This window comes from Pokkaliibacter plantistimulans, assembly GCF_003194385.1.
In the GTDB taxonomy this organism is placed as follows: Bacteria; Pseudomonadota; Gammaproteobacteria; order Pseudomonadales; family Balneatricaceae; genus Pokkaliibacter; species Pokkaliibacter plantistimulans.
On the sequence record NZ_LAPT01000103.1, the window covers coordinates 1 to 17,452 of the forward strand.

Annotated in this window: 16 protein-coding genes and 1 tRNA gene; 3 read left to right on the plus strand and 14 right to left on the minus strand. The window is 55.1% G+C overall.

What is annotated here, in order from left to right:
- Window positions 1–220: integrase core domain-containing protein (locus WH50_RS19625; protein ID WP_165838489.1), on the plus strand; the 220-nt coding region annotated here is incomplete at its 5' end.
- A gap of 400 nt (window positions 221–620) precedes the next feature.
- Here the strand turns inward: WH50_RS19625 and WH50_RS19630 are convergent.
- Window positions 621–697: transfer RNA gene (locus tag WH50_RS19630), tRNA-Met, on the minus strand.
- 359 nt (window positions 698–1,056) lie between these two features.
- Between WH50_RS19630 and WH50_RS19635 the strand changes: the two genes are divergently transcribed.
- On the plus strand, window positions 1,057–1,851 hold the full coding sequence (locus WH50_RS19635) for a DUF72 domain-containing protein (RefSeq protein WP_207780402.1): 795 nt from the start codon (window positions 1,057–1,059) through the stop codon (window positions 1,849–1,851).
- Between the two features lie 17 nt (window positions 1,852–1,868).
- Here WH50_RS19635 and WH50_RS27185 read toward each other — a convergent pair whose 3' ends face one another.
- A complete protein-coding gene (locus tag WH50_RS27185) occupies window positions 1,869–2,291 on the minus strand; it encodes a cold-shock protein (RefSeq protein ID WP_110188982.1) in 423 nt (140 codons plus the stop codon).
- Between the two features lie 152 nt (window positions 2,292–2,443).
- Between WH50_RS27185 and WH50_RS19645 the strand changes: the two genes are divergently transcribed.
- Window positions 2,444–2,644, plus strand: a complete 201-nt coding sequence (locus WH50_RS19645) for a SlyX family protein (protein WP_110188983.1) — start codon at window positions 2,444–2,446, stop codon at window positions 2,642–2,644.
- A 112-nt stretch (window positions 2,645–2,756) separates the two neighbouring features.
- Here WH50_RS19645 and WH50_RS19650 read toward each other — a convergent pair whose 3' ends face one another.
- The 12 genes from WH50_RS19650 to acpS form a co-directional block, all read right to left on the minus strand.
- A complete protein-coding gene (locus WH50_RS19650) occupies window positions 2,757–3,581 on the minus strand; it encodes a class I SAM-dependent methyltransferase (protein ID WP_341476841.1) in 825 nt (274 codons plus the stop codon).
- A complete protein-coding gene (locus WH50_RS26165) occupies window positions 3,574–3,864 on the minus strand; it encodes a hypothetical protein (RefSeq protein ID WP_133251377.1) in 291 nt (96 codons plus the stop codon). Before WH50_RS26165 ends, WH50_RS19650 begins: the two co-directional genes overlap by 8 nt.
- A 116-nt stretch (window positions 3,865–3,980) precedes the next feature.
- Window positions 3,981–4,784 carry an undecaprenyl-diphosphate phosphatase gene (locus tag WH50_RS19655; protein ID WP_110188985.1) on the minus strand — a complete coding sequence of 268 codons (804 nt, stop codon included), beginning with the start codon at window positions 4,782–4,784 and terminating at the stop codon, window positions 3,981–3,983.
- Window positions 4,785–4,834: 50 nt separating this feature from the next.
- Window positions 4,835–5,506, minus strand: coding sequence for a tRNA (adenosine(37)-N6)-threonylcarbamoyltransferase complex dimerization subunit type 1 TsaB (gene tsaB, locus WH50_RS19660; RefSeq protein WP_110188986.1), 672 nt, complete (start codon window positions 5,504–5,506; stop codon window positions 4,835–4,837).
- A gap of 63 nt (window positions 5,507–5,569) precedes the next feature.
- Window positions 5,570–6,988, minus strand: coding sequence for a hypothetical protein (locus WH50_RS19665; RefSeq protein ID WP_133251378.1), 1,419 nt, complete (start codon window positions 6,986–6,988; stop codon window positions 5,570–5,572).
- 265 nt (window positions 6,989–7,253) lie between these two features.
- The gene (adk, locus tag WH50_RS19670; RefSeq protein ID WP_110188988.1) at window positions 7,254–7,907 is read right to left on the minus strand and encodes an adenylate kinase; all 654 of its coding nucleotides are present in this window, start codon (window positions 7,905–7,907) and stop codon (window positions 7,254–7,256) included.
- 289 nt (window positions 7,908–8,196) lie between these two features.
- A complete protein-coding gene (gene ppc / locus WH50_RS19675) occupies window positions 8,197–10,842 on the minus strand; it encodes a phosphoenolpyruvate carboxylase (RefSeq protein ID WP_110188989.1) in 2,646 nt (881 codons plus the stop codon).
- 227 nt (window positions 10,843–11,069) lie between these two features.
- Entirely contained in the window at window positions 11,070–11,900 is an 831-nt protein-coding gene (mazG, locus tag WH50_RS19680; protein WP_110189000.1) for a nucleoside triphosphate pyrophosphohydrolase, read from the minus strand.
- 100 nt (window positions 11,901–12,000) lie between these two features.
- Window positions 12,001–14,274 (minus strand): GTP diphosphokinase, encoded by a 2,274-nt coding sequence (relA, locus tag WH50_RS19685; protein ID WP_110188990.1) that lies wholly within the window; start codon window positions 14,272–14,274, stop codon window positions 12,001–12,003.
- 274 nt (window positions 14,275–14,548) lie between these two features.
- Window positions 14,549–15,976 (minus strand): 23S rRNA (uracil(1939)-C(5))-methyltransferase RlmD, encoded by a 1,428-nt coding sequence (gene rlmD, locus WH50_RS19690; RefSeq protein WP_165838490.1) that lies wholly within the window; start codon window positions 15,974–15,976, stop codon window positions 14,549–14,551.
- 138 nt (window positions 15,977–16,114) lie between these two features.
- Window positions 16,115–17,011, minus strand: a complete 897-nt coding sequence (cysM, locus tag WH50_RS19695) for a cysteine synthase CysM (RefSeq protein ID WP_110188992.1) — start codon at window positions 17,009–17,011, stop codon at window positions 16,115–16,117.
- 60 nt (window positions 17,012–17,071) lie between these two features.
- A complete protein-coding gene (gene acpS, locus WH50_RS19700; protein WP_110188993.1) occupies window positions 17,072–17,452 on the minus strand; it encodes a holo-ACP synthase in 381 nt (126 codons plus the stop codon).

A 17,452-nucleotide genomic window follows, 5' to 3' on the forward strand; every position in this document is an offset into this window, starting at 1 on the left:
TGGTAACTGCTGGGATAATGCGCCTATGGAGCGGCTCTTTCGCAGTGTGAAAAGTGAGTGGGTACCGAAGTGTGGATACACCAGCCTGGATCAGGCGATCAAGGATATCGGTGACTACCTGATGAGCTATTACAACGAACAGAGGCCTCATTGCCACAACGGTGGTTTAACCCCGGTGATGAGGGAAAAAGAAGCTAAGAAGCTGTCCGGAAATAGTTGACCACTACATTGCGGGGGCCAGATGTGAACTGACAACCTTCGCCCCGGGGTTATAAGCAGCGAGCCCGATGCTTTTCCTCTCAAACCCAGAATGCGAAAAGGGCGACCACCTTACGGTAATCGCCCTTTCCTGAATGTGGTTGCGGGGGCCAGATGTGAACTGACAACCTTCGCCCCGGGGTTATAAGCAGCGAGCCCGATGCTTTTTCCTCTCAAAACCAGAATGCGAAAAGGGCGATCACCTTACGGTAATCGCCCTTTCCTGAATGGGGTTGTGGGGGCCAGATGTGAACTGACAACCTTCGCCCCGGGGTTATAAGCAGCGAGCCCGATGCTTTTTCCTCTCAAACCCAGAATGCGAAAAGGGCGACCACCTTACGGTAATCGCCCTTTCCTGAATGTGGTTGCGGGGGCCAGATTTGAACTGACGACCTTCGGGTTATGAGCCCGACGAGCTACCAGGCTGCTCCACCCCGCGTCGACGGCGTGCATAATAATAATATGTTCACTTACTGTCAAGCACTCGTGAAGTCAGATAATTCTGCTAACGGCTCTGCAATAGCCACACAGCACTTACTCACAGCTTACATAGGTCTGTGTAGAAAACCTTGATAAGCTTGGGATAGCCACTTGAAAACTGACCTATTCGATCAAACATCGGCTCACACTATCCAGCTTTTCCAAGTTTTCTCTGCCCATCAGTGTGGACATCCTTGGGAATAGATAAAATTCTACTTATAAATCAATAAGTTAATATATGAGGTTGTTTTTTACTCAATGTCCCTTAACTACTATCTGGGTTGTCCACAATGGCAACATCCTCGGTGGAAAAGTATCTTGGGAGCACCAGAGAGGCAACCACTGGCACTTTATGCCCAGACGTTCAATACAGTAGAAGGGAATACCACTTTCTATTCATTGCCTGACCCCCGTCAGTCAGAGCGCTGGCGCCAGCAAGTTCCAGATCACTTTCGCTTTGCCTTCAAGTTTCCGCGCCAGATCAGCCATGATGCACAATTGGCCAACTGTGCACAGGAGACTTCTCGCTTCATGCATGCCATGCAACCCCTGATGGACGTCTGTGGCCCCTTCATGCTGCAACTATCGGCTCAATTCTCCGCATCGCAGCTGGATAGCCTGTGGCGCTTTCTGGATGCACTGCCTGAATACTTAGCCATCGCTGTGGAAGTACGCCATCCGGACTTTTTTGCCAAGGGAGAAAGTGAGCGCCAGCTGAATCGCGGACTACTGGAAAGAAGGATGAGCAGAGTATGTTTTGACAGCAGAGCCCTGTTCAGTGCGCTACCGGATGATGAAGCGACACGTGAAGCTCAGAGGAAAAAGCCTCGTTTGCCAGTACACATTCTGGACCCGGTGGAATGCCCCATGGTGCGTTTTATCGGTCACCCACAGCTAGAGAAAAACACCGAGTTTCTTCGCCCCTGGGCCACCAAGATGAGCCAGTGGCTGGCACAGGGAAAGCACCCCTACTTTTTTGTTCACATGCCTGATATCGGCGATGCATTACAGCTGACTCAACTCTGGCATGAGCTGATCAATGAGGTATCGCCTGTGGCAGGCGCCTGGAGCCTGCCGCCAAAAGCAGAACAGCCCCAACAGGGGCTGTTCTGACAAACACACTCAACGCATCAGGAACGCAGAATAGAGACATCCTCCGCCTGCAAACCTTTGTCACTCTGAATCACGTGAAAGCGCACTTTCTGCCCCTGCACCAGGGTACGATGGCCTTTTCCACGAATGGCACGGAAATGTACAAATACATCCTCGCCATTTTCCCGGGTAACGAAACCGAAACCTTTGTTGACGTTGAACCACTTTACCTGGCCCAGTTCGCGAGTATCATTTTCGTCGTCCTCTTCACCTACCACCCGCGTACTCACAAACAGACCCAGAACACTGGCGATGGCCGCCAATACAGCAGCTACTGCCCAGACGGGGATGAAGGCATTAGACATGGCTAGTTCAGGCAAGATTTGCTGGAGCAGCAGCGGCAAAGGTAGTGTTACCAGCGCGCTGATGACGATGCTCACTACGATATTTTTTGGTGTCATTGTATCTCTCTTTTTTACATCAATAGCTGACAAATACAGAAAGCGTCAGAAGTACAGGCGAAAAGATTGGGAATGAGCTCTGACACTTCCCACAAGGTTACTTACCGATATCATTGTTAGCTCTCTTCACACATAAGCCCACGGGAGGCCCTATGGAAGACCGCTTGACTGAGCTGGAAACACGGGTCGCATTTATGGACGACACCATCAACCAGCTGAACGATGAACTAGTTCACCAGCAAAAAGAGCTGGAAACCTTACATCGCATGCTCCACCTCATGCATGAGCAGATGAAGCAGATGACCAACCCCGAACAATCTAATCAGGGCGAGCCACCACCTCCCCATTACTAACTCACAGGAAGGCTCATCATCATCCACCGGGGATGATGAAATTTAAAAACTCATTACCAGGTAAAGACGGATGGGTTACATCCCATCCGCCATACAAACAATCAACATTGCCTCAATCAGGAAGTGCACGGAAGGTATAGATATCAAAACGGCCGGACTTTCCTTCCAGCACCATTGACGGTACTACCCCCTCAATCGCAGGCGCTTTCCGTGCCCTTTTCACCACTATCCGACAAGGGTTGGCTGCCACCGCCGCCGCCAGCAACTCTGCGCTGTCCTCATCCGCGCCTACCAGGGTGCGAAAGGCCTTCATATCTTTTTTGACCTCTGCCGATTTGTCGCTGTGGGGAAACATCGGGTCAAGATAAATGACATCAGCATTCAACGCCTGGGATTGAGCCGTCAGGCTGGTCAGATAATCCTTTCCATCCTGCTGAAACAGCTTCATGCGATCGATGATCGGCCCCACCTCCGGATCTTCCGCGGCACGTTTCATTCCATCTGCAAGCAAAGCGGCTACCCAAGGGTTACGTTCAAACATCTGAACCTCACAACCCAGAGAAGCCAGGACAAAACTGTCACGCCCCAGTCCTGCCGTGGCATCCAGAACGGTAGGTCGGCGCTTCCCTTTGATACCAATGGCCTTGGCTACACTCTGCCCAGCCCCGCCGCCAAAAAGCCGCCGATGCGCCTGCGCTCCCTGCAGAAAGTCAACTCGAACAGGGCCAGGTGCTTTTTGTCCGGTCTGTTGAATAGCTAACCCTTCTGGATGTATCCACAGGACCTGCTCATATTCAGAGACATCTCGTGGTGACATGACTGGCAGGCAGACGCAACACAGATGCTCAGCTAACTGCAGTGCAATGCTGACTTCAGCGTCTGAAAAGGGAAGGATAGCAAACATAGTATTAGGGGCTGGCAGGCAAACATCAGGCATAGGTATCGATACCTACCAACTCAACGCTGTTAGCTTCATCGAGCTGCTTATAACTTGAAGTGGTCAAATAGGAAGACAGGGCTTTGAACTGGCGCAGACCTATCTCGGAGGCCATCGCCCATAACTTGCCCAAAGCCTGTCGCTGGCTACTGTCGCTGGCAACTCGATGCGTTGTACTACCCGAGGAAGTTGAACCTGAGCCCGTTACAGAACCTTCCTGACGGTCAGTTCTGCGCTTACTCCCTACGCGCCAGTCGTAGCCTGAATATCCCTCAACCCGCATCAGCACTTCCTATTTCAAAGTGCTACAAGTTTAACTGTTCAGTCGCCGCACTCAAGTAGGTATCGGGCTGTTTTATCGCATTTTTTAACGAAATAAGCGGATTTCCCCAGATTGCATCAGGCAGTCACCAGTACCAGCAACAGCACCGTTCCAAGTAACAGGCGATAACAGGTAAGAGGCCAGAAGCTGAACTGTTTTAACAACGTCAGCAACAGATGGAAGGCCAGCAATGCAGCGATGAAACTACTACCAAACAATAATAATGTTTCTGCCCAGTAGATGGGCACAGCATCTCCCAGCATCGCCTGAGAGGCAGCAGCTATCATCATGAGATGTATCGGCAGCGACAACAGAATTGCCAGCCTGGCAGCAGCTACGCGCTCATAACCTATTACCAGCAGCGCAGTTATAACGACACCGGTAAAAGAAGCCCCCGGCAGGAGTCCCAGAACCTGTGCAGCCATCAGGAGCAGCAACTCTACCCAGCTTAGCGAAATAGCCAGGCGACAATAGTGACGCCAAGAGTCTGCCCACTGCAGTAGTATGGCAAAGATCAGGGTCGCGGCCACAATCAGCAAGGGATGGCCAATCGACATCAACCACTCACGCAGCTGCCAGTAACCCAGCAGTGCAGGTATAGCCGACAGCAACAATCCCCAGCTCAGCCAGCCTTGAGGGCTATGCTGCCCTTTCACGGATTGCCACCAACCGCTGGTCAGATGCAGGAAGTCTCGCCAACCATAGCATAGAATGGCCAGTACGATGCCACTCTGGATAGCAATGTAAGTCGCCAGCGATGGCAAAGGCCATCCCAGCAACTGCAGTGGCAACATGCCATGAGAGCTGGAGGCGACCGGCAAGATGGCCGTAGCCCCTTGTACCAGGGCCACCAGCAATTGCTGCCAGAGACTCATCAACATGACAGCACAATCACCTTTGCAGAAGGGAGCACAGAACTCACGAACATGGCTTATCCTGCGGCCTTATGAGTAACCTGATCCCGGATATAGACCGGCAACGCCTCTTCCGCCCTGATAACCACGCCCGCCGCCAGCAACGGCATTGCCAGCCGGGCTACGTCCTGCGCATGAGGAAACACTTCAACATGATGGGAATGTGTTTGAACAGCTCCCGAGAAGCGTGATGCATAGCGCCAGCCACTTCCCCATCCCAACCATTCACCGGACGGAGACACGACATTCTCAGGTGGCAAGACCTGCTCGTCGCCCTGTAAAACGGCCAGCCCTTGCTCTATGCGATACGCCGACCAGTAGACCTCATCCATGCGGGCATCCAGACTTGCCAGAATGGCCTGCTGGCCCGTTTCCCGCCACGCACCCTGTGCCATCGCAGCCAGGGTTGAAACAGGGTACAGCGGACGATCCACCGCATAAGCAAGACCCTGCGCGACTCCGGCAGCAATGCGGATCCCCGTAAACGCCCCCGGGCCACGGCCGTATGCCAGCGCATCCAGCTGCGCCAGCGATACCCCTGCCTGAGCCAGCAGAGCCTCAATCATCGGTAACAAGCGCTGCGCATGAAGACGTGGGATGACCTGGAAGTCCTCGATGACCTGCTCGCCAGTCAACAGTGCGACAGAGCAGGCCTCAGTGGTTGCATCCAGGGCAAGAATATATGACATGACTTCACTCTCAATTCCGGAAGCCGCATTTTACCGCATCGACTCCCGAAACCAACCACGAGCTCAGGTCAAAATATTCACCTGCTGGTAGCTTCCTTCAATCTTCAGCTGAAAACTCATACTGCTGTACTGGCTCTCTGCCATCGTGCGCCGATGCTGCAACTGCTCGGCTGCAGAAGGATCACCTTGCTGGTAGTGCTTCTCTTCGCGGGCCTTTTCGCGTCGTTCACGCATCGCATCCAGCATTTCCTTGATCAGTCTGGTAAAGCGGCTGACCGGATCGTTGCTGTCCTCATCCGTCTTCTTCGGTTGATGCAACTTGTTCAGCGAAGCCATCGCCTGGTTGTACAGCTCAGCCATGGACTTGAGCCAGGAATGGACCTCAGGGCTGAAATTCCCCTGATCGGCTGACGGCGTCTGGTCAGCAGAAGCCTGCTCTTCATCCTGCTGCTGAGCCTGCTGAATGGCCAGATCGACCTGAAACAACCCACCTACTTCACCATTCTCCTTGAGGTAGAGACCACTGCGACTAAGCTGCCCCAGTGGATTGTTGTCTTTGTCACGAAGGGCAAAAGGCGTATCGACACTCCCCAGATACATGGCACCAATGCCTGCCTTTTTGAGACTGAGCAGCTGATCCTTGCCGGAGCTGTCCTTCTGCCAGACGAGCAACTGGTCGAAAATCGGATCAGACTCATCAATCCAGCCATTATGATCGGCATCGTACTTGGCCAGATCGGCAAAACCATTCCCGGAACGGGTACCAAACAGCTCTGTGCCATCATTGATACGACCATCACCATTGCGATCCAGCGCCAGAAAACCTACTCCAGCGTTCGGTAAGGCCAACTGATCACGCTGACCATCAGCATCCAGATCAAACTTGAAACGCATCTCACTGAGTGATGGGGGGACACCATTGAGGCTGATCATCAGCGGGTCTGTCAGCTGAAACGTCCCCTGCTGCACTCTGGCACCCTCATAGGTGAAACTTCGGCTCATCTCCAGCTGCAGATTAAAGGACATGGAATCACCGGCAGCCGTGGTAACAGAGCCTGCGGCCGCAAAGGACATAGACTCTTCCTGATGCAGGTAGGTGTATTCCTTGACTGCCGCAACCGCGCCTGACTGCGCCGTGTCAGCAGATGGCGTCGCGGTGACCTTACTGGCTTCACTGCTGTTCCAGGTCGATGCCTTGACAACCTTGGTCTGCATTGACTGGCCAAACACACCACTGATCAGCTCGGTGGCAAACGCCTCCTGCTCATCAGCGCTAGGGTCTTCGGCATCATTCTCTAGGGCGTTGGGGGAAAGCTGTACCTGCGTGGCGGTGGACATGGCCGCCGTATTCGAACCAGTGGTCTGATTTGCCTCTTCTGACACCACCGAAGCAGAGAGCGCGCTACTGGTGCGCAACAGTGTCTGCTGTTCCTTGGCATCGTGAATGGCGCCCATACCAACAAGTGACTGCTGTATTTGCATGGCTACCTCCGGGATCAACATTTAGGAGAGATCACCAGAGACCTATCGGCACAGAATGGCCAAACTTTTTCACAATTAAGACGAAATTTATACAGAATATTTACATAGGAAATGAACAAAACTTGTACACACCCAAGCTCACCCGCTGATGTGTAACACCACCTTCCTGTCTCGTAACATAAGACCGCCTGAAAAGCACAAAAGGAGCCGAAGCTCCTTTTGTCATAGTCCTGCTGTTACCGTCATAACGGTAAACGTGCGGATATCAGCCCAAAGCTGCAAATACCTTGTCACGAATATCATCTACACTGCCAACACCGGCAATGTAGTTATACTTGGGTGCAGTAGCAGGATCACTCTCCGCCAGCGCCTTGTAGAAGTCCACCAGCGGAGCAGTCTGGGTGTGGTACACCTGCAAACGCTTGCGTACGGTTTCTTCCTTGTCATCTTCACGCTGGATCAGTTCATCACCCGTCACATCATCTTTACCCTCAGCCTTGGGAGGATTGTAAAGAGTGTGATATACACGACCAGAGGCTTCGTGAATGCGGCGACCGCTCATGCGTTTAACAATCTCTTCATCATCAACGTCGATCTGGACAATATGATCCAGTTTCACGCCGGCTTCTTTCAGTGCTTCCGCCTGAGGGATAGTGCGGGGGAAGCCATCAAACAGGAAACCCTTGGCACAATCAGCCTGAGCAATACGCTCTTTGACCAGTGCGATGATCAGATCATCAGACACCAGACCACCGCTGGCCATCACTTCCTTGGCCTGCAGACCTAGGGGAGTACCGGCTTTGACTGCAGCGCGCAGCATGTCACCAGTGGAGATCTGGGGGATATCATAACGCTCAGTAATATAACGAGCCTGAGTGCCCTTGCCAGCACCGGGTGCTCCCAAAAGAATGATACGCATGTAGCATCTCTCCAAGTTGTTTTGTAATCCGTACAACCCACTGCACGTCACCATGCAACCAGGCGAGTCCCGGTCAATGTGTGTACAACACATCGTTCGCGGACGTGAATGGGCCAGACCTTAACGGGTCAGACCCATTTGTGCAATACGACAAAGGGCTTTAGCACTGAAACCACAACAGGCACTGTAAAAATGGCTAAATTGTGGTCGTTTTTCGTCGAAAAGACCTGTCTTTTCAACTAGCTAGCAGCCAGTAGCAACACCGGGCAGGTGGTGACAGAGGCACCAATCACCCCGTATTGCGCATGCCAGCGGCGATTCCCGTCATGGTGACCATCAGCGCCTGGTCGATCTGATTGGGTACGCCTTTTTCACCATACAGACGTACCCGACGCATCAGCTCCGCCTGCAATAGATGCAATGGATCGATATAGGGGTTGCGCACGCCGATAGAATGCTTGATCACCGGGTTCTGAACCAATAACTCATCGCGCCCACGGATGCGCTTGTACAGTGCAATCATGTCGCGCAGCCGGGTACGCAGCTCCGCCCCCAGAGGCTGCAGGTCCGCACCGACCAGGCGCTGATCGTACCAGGCCGCCGTATTGGTATCGGTTTTGGCCATGACCATCTCCAGCATGTCCAGATAGGCGGAAAAGAAACGCCATTCCGATGCCATATCACGCAGCTCATCCAGACGCTGCTGCGCTTCGATCCGCGCCAGCGCCTGATCACTTCCCAGCCAGGTCGGCAACATCAGGCGCATCTGCGTCCAGGCAAAGATCCACGGAATCGCCCGCAAACTTTCCACGCCACCATCGACTTTACGCTTCGCCGGACGGCTGCCCAATGGCAGCTTGGCCAGCTCCTGCTCAGGCGTGGCTGCACGGAAATACGGCACAAACTGTGGGTTATCCCGCACCATGGCGCGGTACTCACGGCAAGACACCGCCGTCATATCATCCATGAGCTTGCGCCATTCCATTTTGGGCGCCGGGGCTGGCGTCAGGGTCGCCTCCAGTACGGCACCGGTGTAAAGCTCAAGGTTGCGTACAGCGATTTCAGGAATGCCGAACTTGAAGCGAATCATCTCACCCTGCTCGGTCACCCGAATACTGCCGTTAACCGACCTGGGCGGCTGTGACAGGATGGCCGTATGGCTGGGGCCACCGCCCCGGCCTACGGTACCGCCACGACCATGGAACAGTGTCAGATGAACGCCACGCTCACTGCACAGTGCGGTCAGCGCTTCCTGCGCCTTGAACTGTCCCCAGGTCGCCGCCAGATGGCCAGCATCCTTGGCGGAGTCCGAGTAGCCGATCATCACCATCTGCTGCCCCTGGGTATAAGCCTTATACCAGGGCATATCGAGCAGCTGCTGCATGCATGACTGGGCGTTATCAAGGTCATCCAGCGTTTCAAACAGCGGCGCAACTGGAATGTTCCAGCTCATGCCCGCTTCTTTCAGCAACAGAATGACCGCCAGCACATCAGACGGCACACTGGCCATGGAGATAACATAGGCGGACAGCGCCGATGCGGGAGTCTGCGCAACCGTGCGACAGGTTGCTAGAACCTCCTGCACCTCCTCAGAGGGTACCCAGTCACGGGGGAAGAGCGGACGGCGATCTTTCAGCTCGCGCAGCAGAAAGGCCTGCTTCTGCGGTTCTGACCATTCCGCATAGTTACCCCAGCCGTAATAAGCCACCAGCTCTTCAAACACCTGTGCATGGCGCTCAGAGTTCTGCCGGATATCCAGACGCAGCAGGTGGATTCCGAAGACATAGGCCCGATGAATGATGTCGCGCAGCATACCCTCGGCGATGATGTCCATACCGCATTCACGCAAGCTGCGGTCACACTCCAGTAACGGCTGCAGCAGCTCTTCGTTGTGCCTGAGGATGTCACTGTCGTCCGCTGGCCGTCCTGCCAGCTCATCACGCGCCCAGCGCTGGGTCGCCTCTATGCGACGGCTGAGCTGTCGCAGATAGGCACGATATGGTTCCTGCTCATCGTCACCCACGGCCTGTCGCAGCGTTGCATTGCAATCCCCCATGGACAACTCTGCCCGCAGGTCAGAGATATCCTTACTGAACAGGTCTGCTGCCTGCCAGCGTGCCAGTAGCAACACTTCGCGAGTTACCGCCGAGGTGACAAAGGGATTGCCGTCTCTGTCCCCCCCCATCCAGGAGGCAAAACGGATAGGCGCCGCTGACAATGGCAGGCGATGACCGGTCGCAATTTCCACCGACTCATCCAGCTGGCGCAGAAAGCGCGGCATGGCTTTCCACAGCGAGTTCTCAATGATGGCAAACCCCCATTTGGCTTCATCCACGGGGGTCGGTCGGCGGGTGCGGATTTCATTGGTGTGCCAGGCCTGGCTGATCAGCTCCTTGAGCCGGTCGACCAGCCGCTGACCATCCGCGGTATCATCGCCCACGTTGTCCAGAGCACGCAGGCATTCTGCGATGCCATCATATTTCTGGATCAGGGTACGGCGCACAGCCTCAGTGGGGTGTGCCGTCAGTACCAGCTCGATATCCAGCGCCAGAATCTGTTTGACGATATCGTCCTTGCTGATGCCATGGTTATGCAACCTGACCAGCTGCTGTGGCAGCGTGTCATCATCCATCAGCTGGTTACTGTCATGCTTGCGTCGCCGCACCCGGTGCACTTCTTCGGCGATATTGGCCAGATTGAGAAACTGATTGAAGGAGCGGGTAACGGGCAGGATTTGCTCATCACTGAGGGTGGTCAGCAGCTCTTCCAGACGGGCACGACTTTCGCTATCACCCGCCCGGCCCTGCTTGGCCAGACGACGAATGGTCTCGATGGTATCGAGAATGGCGGTACCGAGGTGGTCCTCGATGGTCTTACCCAGGCTGTCGCCGAGCAGACGGACGTTATCCCGTAATGGTTGGTGCACATCGACCATAGACTATCTCCATGCGTTCATGCATTGGTGAAAATGAAAACCGGTGTTCGGCCTGATGTTTTCATCTTTCTCCACTTCAATAAAAAGTGGCGCTGCATTGCGTCAAGTCCACTGAAATGGACTCACGGTCTGTCCCTGCGTTGATGTGGCGTATGTGCGCTGGTTGTTCGGGCGTGTTCGTCAGCACGCCCTGATTCATTGTTGTTATGTTCTATTCCGAAGGGCTGCTACAGCCCTTCCTGCTTGGCCTGATTCCAGAGCTGATCCAACACCTCCAGAGAACTGCCCTGCATGTTTATGTGCCCGGCCTCTGCCAGCTGTTCCACCCGGCGAAAGCGTCGTTCAAACTTATTATTGGCGCGGCGTAATGCTTTATCCGGATCAATCTTTAAATGGCGTGCCAGATTGACACAGCTGAACAGGACATCACCCAGTTCATCCTCCATGGCGTCCTGATCGCCAAGTGCCCGTGCCTCATCAATCTCATCCAGCTCTTCCAACAGCTTCTGCCTTACTGGCATCCACTCAAACCAGTCAAAGCCCACGGAAGCAGCACGCTTTTGCAGCTTGTGTGCACGGTTCAGCGCAGGTAAGGCATGGGGCACGTCATCCAGCACAGAAGAGATAGCACTTTTTTCTGCCCGCTCTTCGGCCTTGATCTCTTCCCAGCGCAGCTTGATCTCCGCCTCGGGCAGCGGATCGGTCACTGCATCACTGGCCAGAGTGCCATCAGGAAATACGTGAGGATGGCGGCGCAGCAGCTTGGCAACCAGGTTATCGATGATATCATCCAGATCGAACCGCTGTTCTTCCGCAGCCAGCTGTGCATAGAAGATTACCTGAAACAACAGATCGCCCAGCTCATCCTTTAGTTGCATAAAATCCTGTCGCTCGATCGCATCAGCGACCTCATACGCTTCCTCCAGCGTGTGCGGCAAAATGCTGGCATAGGTCTGCTGCCGATCCCATGGGCAGCCACCTTCGGGGGCACGCAGGCGCTTCATCAGCTGACGCAGATCATCAAGACCGTGGCGTGCGGATTGGGCAGAAGTGGTCATGGCATCACTCACTTGAAACAAGTCACTTTCAGATCAGAGAGAAACGCTGCCTCCAGCGGAAGCAGCGCGGGTCGAGCAGAAGATGGGAATGCAGAACAGGCTATTTTTTTGCCGTCTGCATCACGCCGCGTTGACGGTGCACATCAATCACATTGGGCAGCTGATTGATCTTGTCCATCAATCTGCCCAGATGCTCCAGACGGGCAATCTCCAGCGTCATGGCAATACGTGCCGTGCAATAGACCTTATCGGTCTGCGTGTGGAATGCGAGAATATTGACCTTTTCGTTGGACAGAATCGTCGTCAGGTCACGCAGCAGCCCCGAACGATCAAAGGCCTCCACCACGATATCGACCGGATAGGTCTGCTCAGGCTCTTCGCCCCAGCTGACCTGGACAATACGCTGTGGCTCCTTGTCCTGCAGCGACAGAATATTCTGGCAGTCCTGACGGTGAATCGATACACCACGGTTCAGGGTAATGAAACCGATGATCGGATCACCCGGCAACGGCGTACAGCATGACGCCATGTTGGTCAGCAGATTACCTACACCAAGAATGTAGACACCACTGTCATCACTCTGGTGCTTGTGCTTGCGCTCGCGCACCACCAGCTGGTCAGGTGCCTGATTGCGCTCTGGCTCCAGCGTACGCTGCACTTCGTGGATGATCTGCGACAGGCGCAGGTCCCCGGCACCGAGTGCCGCGAACATATCCTCGGCAGTCTTGTAGCTGAGCTGCAGAGCTATCGGCTGATAGTCGAGATGGCTGTCCAGCGCCAGACGCTTCAGCTCACGCTCAACGATATGGCGTCCTTCGTCGGCATTCTCTTCTTTCGCCTGCAACTTGAACCAGGCCTGTACCTTGGCACGGCCACGGGAAGTCTGCAGGTAGCCGAAGTTCGGGTTGAGCCAGTCACGGCTTGGAGTGCCTCCCTTCTGCCGCAGAATCTCGACCTGATCACCGGTTTTCAGCTTGTAGGTCAGCGGCACAATACGCCCGCTGATCTTGGCGCCACGGCAACTGTGACCGATCTCGGTGTGCACCCGATAAGCGAAGTCCAGCGGAGTGGAGCCTGAAGGCAGATCGACAACATGCCCTTCAGGCGTAAAGACGTAGATTCGGTCCTGCGTAATGGAGTTGCGGAACTGTTCGACCAGCCCGGTGGCATCGCCCATTTCCTCCTGCCACTCCAGTACCTGTCTTAGCCAGGAGATCTTGTCCTCGTAACTGTTGGACTTGTTGTGTACATCGGTGCCCTTGTAGCGCCAATGGGCACAGACCCCAAGCTCAGCTTCCTCATGCATGGTATGGGTGCGAATCTGCACTTCCAGCCCTTTGCCATCCGGGCCAATAACCGCAGTGTGCAGAGAGCGATAGCCATTTTCTTTCGGAGCGGCGATATAGTCATCGAACTCATTGGGGACATGACGCCAAAGCGCATGAACGATACCCAGCGCGGCATAACAGTCACGCACTTCCGGCACCAGAATGCGCACCGCACGAATATCGTAAACCTGACTGAAGGGGATGTTCTTGCGCTGCATTTTGCGCCAGATGGAATAAATATGCTTGGCCCGTCCCATCAGCTCAGCATCAATGCCCGCATCAGACAGCCGCTCTTTCAGCAGGCTCAGGACACTGTGGATATATTGCTGTCGGTCGAGTCGCTTCTCATCCAGCAACTGCGCAATGTGTTTGTAGGCATTGGGCTGCAGGTAGCGGAAGGAAAGATCTTCCAGCTCCCACTTGATATGGCCGATACCAAGACGATGAGCCAGCGGTGCATAGATGTCGAACACCTCGCGCGCCACCAGATACCGCTTCTTGCGATTGGCATTCTTGACCACCCGGATAGCACAGGTGCGTTCAGCCAGCTTGATCAGTGCAACCCGCACATCATCAATGATCGACACCAGCATCTTGCGCACGTTGTCGAGCTGGCTTTCCTGCTGCCCGAGCACCTGCTCCTTGATAGGGCGCATCAGGGCGGTGATGGCTGCCATTTGCATGACACCGTCAATCAGGCGGGCAACATCCTTACCAAAATCACTCTGCACCCGCTCCAGCGGTAACTTGCGCTGACGCACGGAGCGATACAACACAGCCGCCACCAGCGAATCACTGTCGAGCTTCAGTTCTGCCAGGATCAACGCCATTTCCAAACCGGTATGAAAACAGTTCATCGGGCTGTTGATCCATTCATCGTCCTCCACCGACTCGGGGCGGGGGGCAACACTTTCTACCAAACGACAGGCTTGTAGCAGACGCTCTGACTCGGTTACCGGGACGTGCTCGCCAATCTTGGCCAACCAATTGCCCAGATCGACACTGCCATCTTCCAGTAAATAGTGGTCCTCGCGTACTTTGACCATCTTACTGATACTCCCTGTCCAGCCTCATTAGGAGACTCGTTATAACTTCGGAAAACCCGACAAGCAGGCTATGCCGAGACAAAAGGGGCAATGACTATCCCCTGGCATACCTCACATCAAGGGGTGCATTTCCACAAAGCAATGGTTCTGACAACGCACCCACCAACACTGTATTTATTTTAAATGTGCATCTCTGACTCAGTATGTTGAGCCACTGCCACCTGCCATCCTCCCGATGGTGGTCATCCGCCCTCTGACAGGGCTGGGCAGTATCTCATCCGCGGCCACTATAGCGTCTTGCCAGTGCTGAGCCTGCTGCGGCTTTCTTGCCCTGCCCTCCCCGTTTATAGGGCTCGAACAGAGCAATCGCCTCCACATGGGAGGTCTGCGGGAACATATCCATAGCGCCCGCCTTGATCAAACGGTATCCCAGCTGATCCAGCTCCGCCGCATCACGCGCCAGCGTTGCCGGATTGCAGGAGATATAGACGATCCTGCTGGGCTTCAGGCCAGCCACATGGCGTACCGCATGCAAAGCGCCTGCCCGCGGCGGATCAAGTATGACCTTGTCAACTGAACGGCCTGCCCATGACTGATGCGAAAAATCTGCCATAAGGTCTGCACAGTGAAACTGTACTGCAGACAGACCATTGCGCTGGGCATTGGCATTGCCACGCTCAACCATCGCCTTGGTCCCTTCCACCGCGATCACCTCTGCACCGACACGTGCAGCGGCCAGACTGAAGTTGCCCAGACCGGCAAACAGATCCAGTACCCGCTCACCCGGCTTCACCGCCAGCAACGCCATCGCCTGCTCCACCATCAGACGGTTCAGGGCAGGATTGACCTGAATGAAATCTGCCGGTGTGAAGTCAAAGCGGCTGGCAAAGGCTGGCAGAGTATAATACAACCCGCCCTGTTCTGGTGCGGGCCAATGGCACGAAGGCTGGGTTTGCTCCCCTTCTTGCAACCAAAGTTGTAGCTGCTGCGCTTCACACCAGGTCGTCAGTTCGCTCAACCAGGCAGCATCTGCTTTCGCCGTCAGCCGCAGCATCAGCGCCCGGTGTTCGTCACCCGCCACCAGCTCGATGTGCCCCAGCCGCTCCTTGTGCGGATATTGCAGCATCAGCGCCTTGAGTGCCGGCAACAGCTCACTCAGCCGGGGATCAAGTACCTGGCAGTGACCAACTTCCACCACCTCATGGTCCTTGCGTGCACGAAAACCCAGGCGCAGAACTTTACTCTGTTTGTCCCACAACATCGCCAGATGCGTACGGGTGCGATACCGCCATTCACCTGCGGTCAGGGTAGGTAACCACTCCTGCGGCTTGAGCCCTGCCAGCTTGCTCAACTGCTCAGCGACCGCCTGCTGCTTTATTTCCAGCTGCAAGCCGTACTGCATATGCTGTACCGAGCAGCCACCACAGCGCCCATAGTATTCACAGGGGGGCTGGCGGCGCAGCTCAACCGGCTGCAACACCTTCTCAGTCACCGCCTCGGCAAAGCGGCTGTGCTCAGCCGACAGACGCGCCTGTACCTGTTCCCCCGCCAGAGCGCCCTCAACAAAGACAGGCTTGTCCTGGTAGTGGCTGAGGCCGCGGCCTTCCGGGGTCATCCGCTCAATATCCAGCACAATGGCAGCCCGGGTACTGAGCGGCGCAGGTTTGGCAAATGGAGTTTTTTTCTTATGTAGCTTGGCCATATTCACGGTCGTTGATTCTATAGTTTGTTCGGGCACTATTGACCCGCTCATCCAAGCAGGGTCAATACCGGCCAAAAACAAAACGGGGAGAGAACTGCCTGGGCCTTCCTCTCCCCGTTCGTGCAATGCGTACTGATACTAAGACTGAGAGTTGAACACACCGGTGGACAGATAGCGATCACCACGGTCACAGATGATGCAGACAATCACTGCATGCTCCAGCTGCTGGCTGAGTCGCAATGCTCCGGCCACGGCGCCCCCCGACGACACGCCGCAGAAAATCCCTTCCTCACGAGCCAGACGCCGCATGGTCTGCTCCGCCTCGGCCTGGGTCACATCAACAATCTGATCCACACGCTGAGGCTCAAATATTTTCGGCAGATAGGCCTCCGGCCAGCGACGAATACCGGGGATGCTGGAGCCTTCCTGAGGTTGCAGACCAACAATCTGGATGGCCGCATTCTGTTCCTTGAGAAAACGGGACGTGCCCATGATTGTTCCGGTGGTCCCCATAGAACTGACAAAGTGCGTGATACGCCCTTCTGTCTGCTGCCAGATCTCAGGGCCGGTGCCCTTGTAGTGAGCCAGAGGATTATCAAAATTGGCGAACTGATCCAGCACGATCCCCTGCCCCTGCTGCTGCATCTGCGAGGCCAGGTCGCGGGCATACTCCATGCCCTGTTCACGGCTGACAGAAATAATTTCTGCGCCGTAGGCAGTCATCGCATCACGACGTTCCTGACTCATGTTGTCAGGCATGATCAGCACCATGCGGTAGCCCTTGATCGCTGCTGCCATGGCCAGAGCAATGCCGGTATTCCCTGACGTGGCTTCGATCAGGGTATCACCCGGCTTGATCATGCCGCGCCGCTCGGCTTCCTGAATCATCGACAGCGCGGGACGGTCCTTTACTGAGCCCGCCGGATTGTTCCCCTCCAGCTTGCACAGAATGGTATTAGTGGTATTGCCAGGCAGGCGTTGCAGTCTGACCAGCGGAGTGTGGCCAACATAGTCTTCAATTGTTGGAAAGTGCATATCCAGTCCTAATACCCAACTCAACAGCGCAATGCAGGCATACTTGCCAGAGCAGCAGGATCAGTCCCGGCTCAAAACCACAAATGCCAGCGCATAGTCTTTTTCATCACTGAGGCTGACATGCCAGCGACTGGCCCCGCACGCCTCAGCCAGCTCAAGAGCACGCCCGCTTAACTGCAGCAGCGGTGCCCCCTGTGCGTTATTCAACACCTGTATATGGGTCAGCGACAAACCCTGCGCCACACCGGTTCCGAGTGCTTTGGCGCAGGCCTCTTTCGCCGCCCAGCGTTTGGCCAGCCAGGCATGGGGCTGACTGACCTGCTGATAGATGTGCCACTCCTGTTCGCCGAGAATCTTGCGGGCAAAGCGCTCACGCGTCCGCTCCATGACTTCGGCTATCCGGCCAATGGCCACCATATCTGTGCCAATACCGCAGATCAC

Bases quoted from the DNA above. Each gene is read 5' to 3' on its own strand.
- WH50_RS27185 (WP_110188982.1), bottom strand. From the start codon at position 2,291: ATGACACCAAAAAATATCGTAGTGAGCATCGTCATCAGCGCGCTGGTA.
- WH50_RS19645 (WP_110188983.1), top strand. From the start codon at position 2,444: ATGGAAGACCGCTTGACTGAGCTGGAAACACGGGTCGCATTTATGGAC.
- WH50_RS19650 (WP_341476841.1), bottom strand. From the start codon at position 3,581: ATGCCTGATGTTTGCCTGCCAGCCCCTAATACTATGTTTGCTATCCTT.
- WH50_RS26165 (WP_133251377.1), bottom strand. From the start codon at position 3,864: ATGCGGGTTGAGGGATATTCAGGCTACGACTGGCGCGTAGGGAGTAAG.
- WH50_RS19655 (WP_110188985.1), bottom strand. From the start codon at position 4,784: ATGTTGATGAGTCTCTGGCAGCAATTGCTGGTGGCCCTGGTACAAGGG.
- tsaB (WP_110188986.1), bottom strand. From the start codon at position 5,506: ATGTCATATATTCTTGCCCTGGATGCAACCACTGAGGCCTGCTCTGTC.
- WH50_RS19665 (WP_133251378.1), bottom strand. From the start codon at position 6,988: ATGCAAATACAGCAGTCACTTGTTGGTATGGGCGCCATTCACGATGCC.
- adk (WP_110188988.1), bottom strand. From the start codon at position 7,907: ATGCGTATCATTCTTTTGGGAGCACCCGGTGCTGGCAAGGGCACTCAG.
- ppc (WP_110188989.1), bottom strand. From the start codon at position 10,842: ATGGTCGATGTGCACCAACCATTACGGGATAACGTCCGTCTGCTCGGC.
- mazG (WP_110189000.1), bottom strand. From the start codon at position 11,900: ATGACCACTTCTGCCCAATCCGCACGCCACGGTCTTGATGATCTGCGT.
- relA (WP_110188990.1), bottom strand. From the start codon at position 14,274: ATGGTCAAAGTACGCGAGGACCACTATTTACTGGAAGATGGCAGTGTC.
- rlmD (WP_165838490.1), bottom strand. From the start codon at position 15,976: ATGGCCAAGCTACATAAGAAAAAAACTCCATTTGCCAAACCTGCGCCG.
- cysM (WP_110188992.1), bottom strand. From the start codon at position 17,011: ATGCACTTTCCAACAATTGAAGACTATGTTGGCCACACTCCGCTGGTC.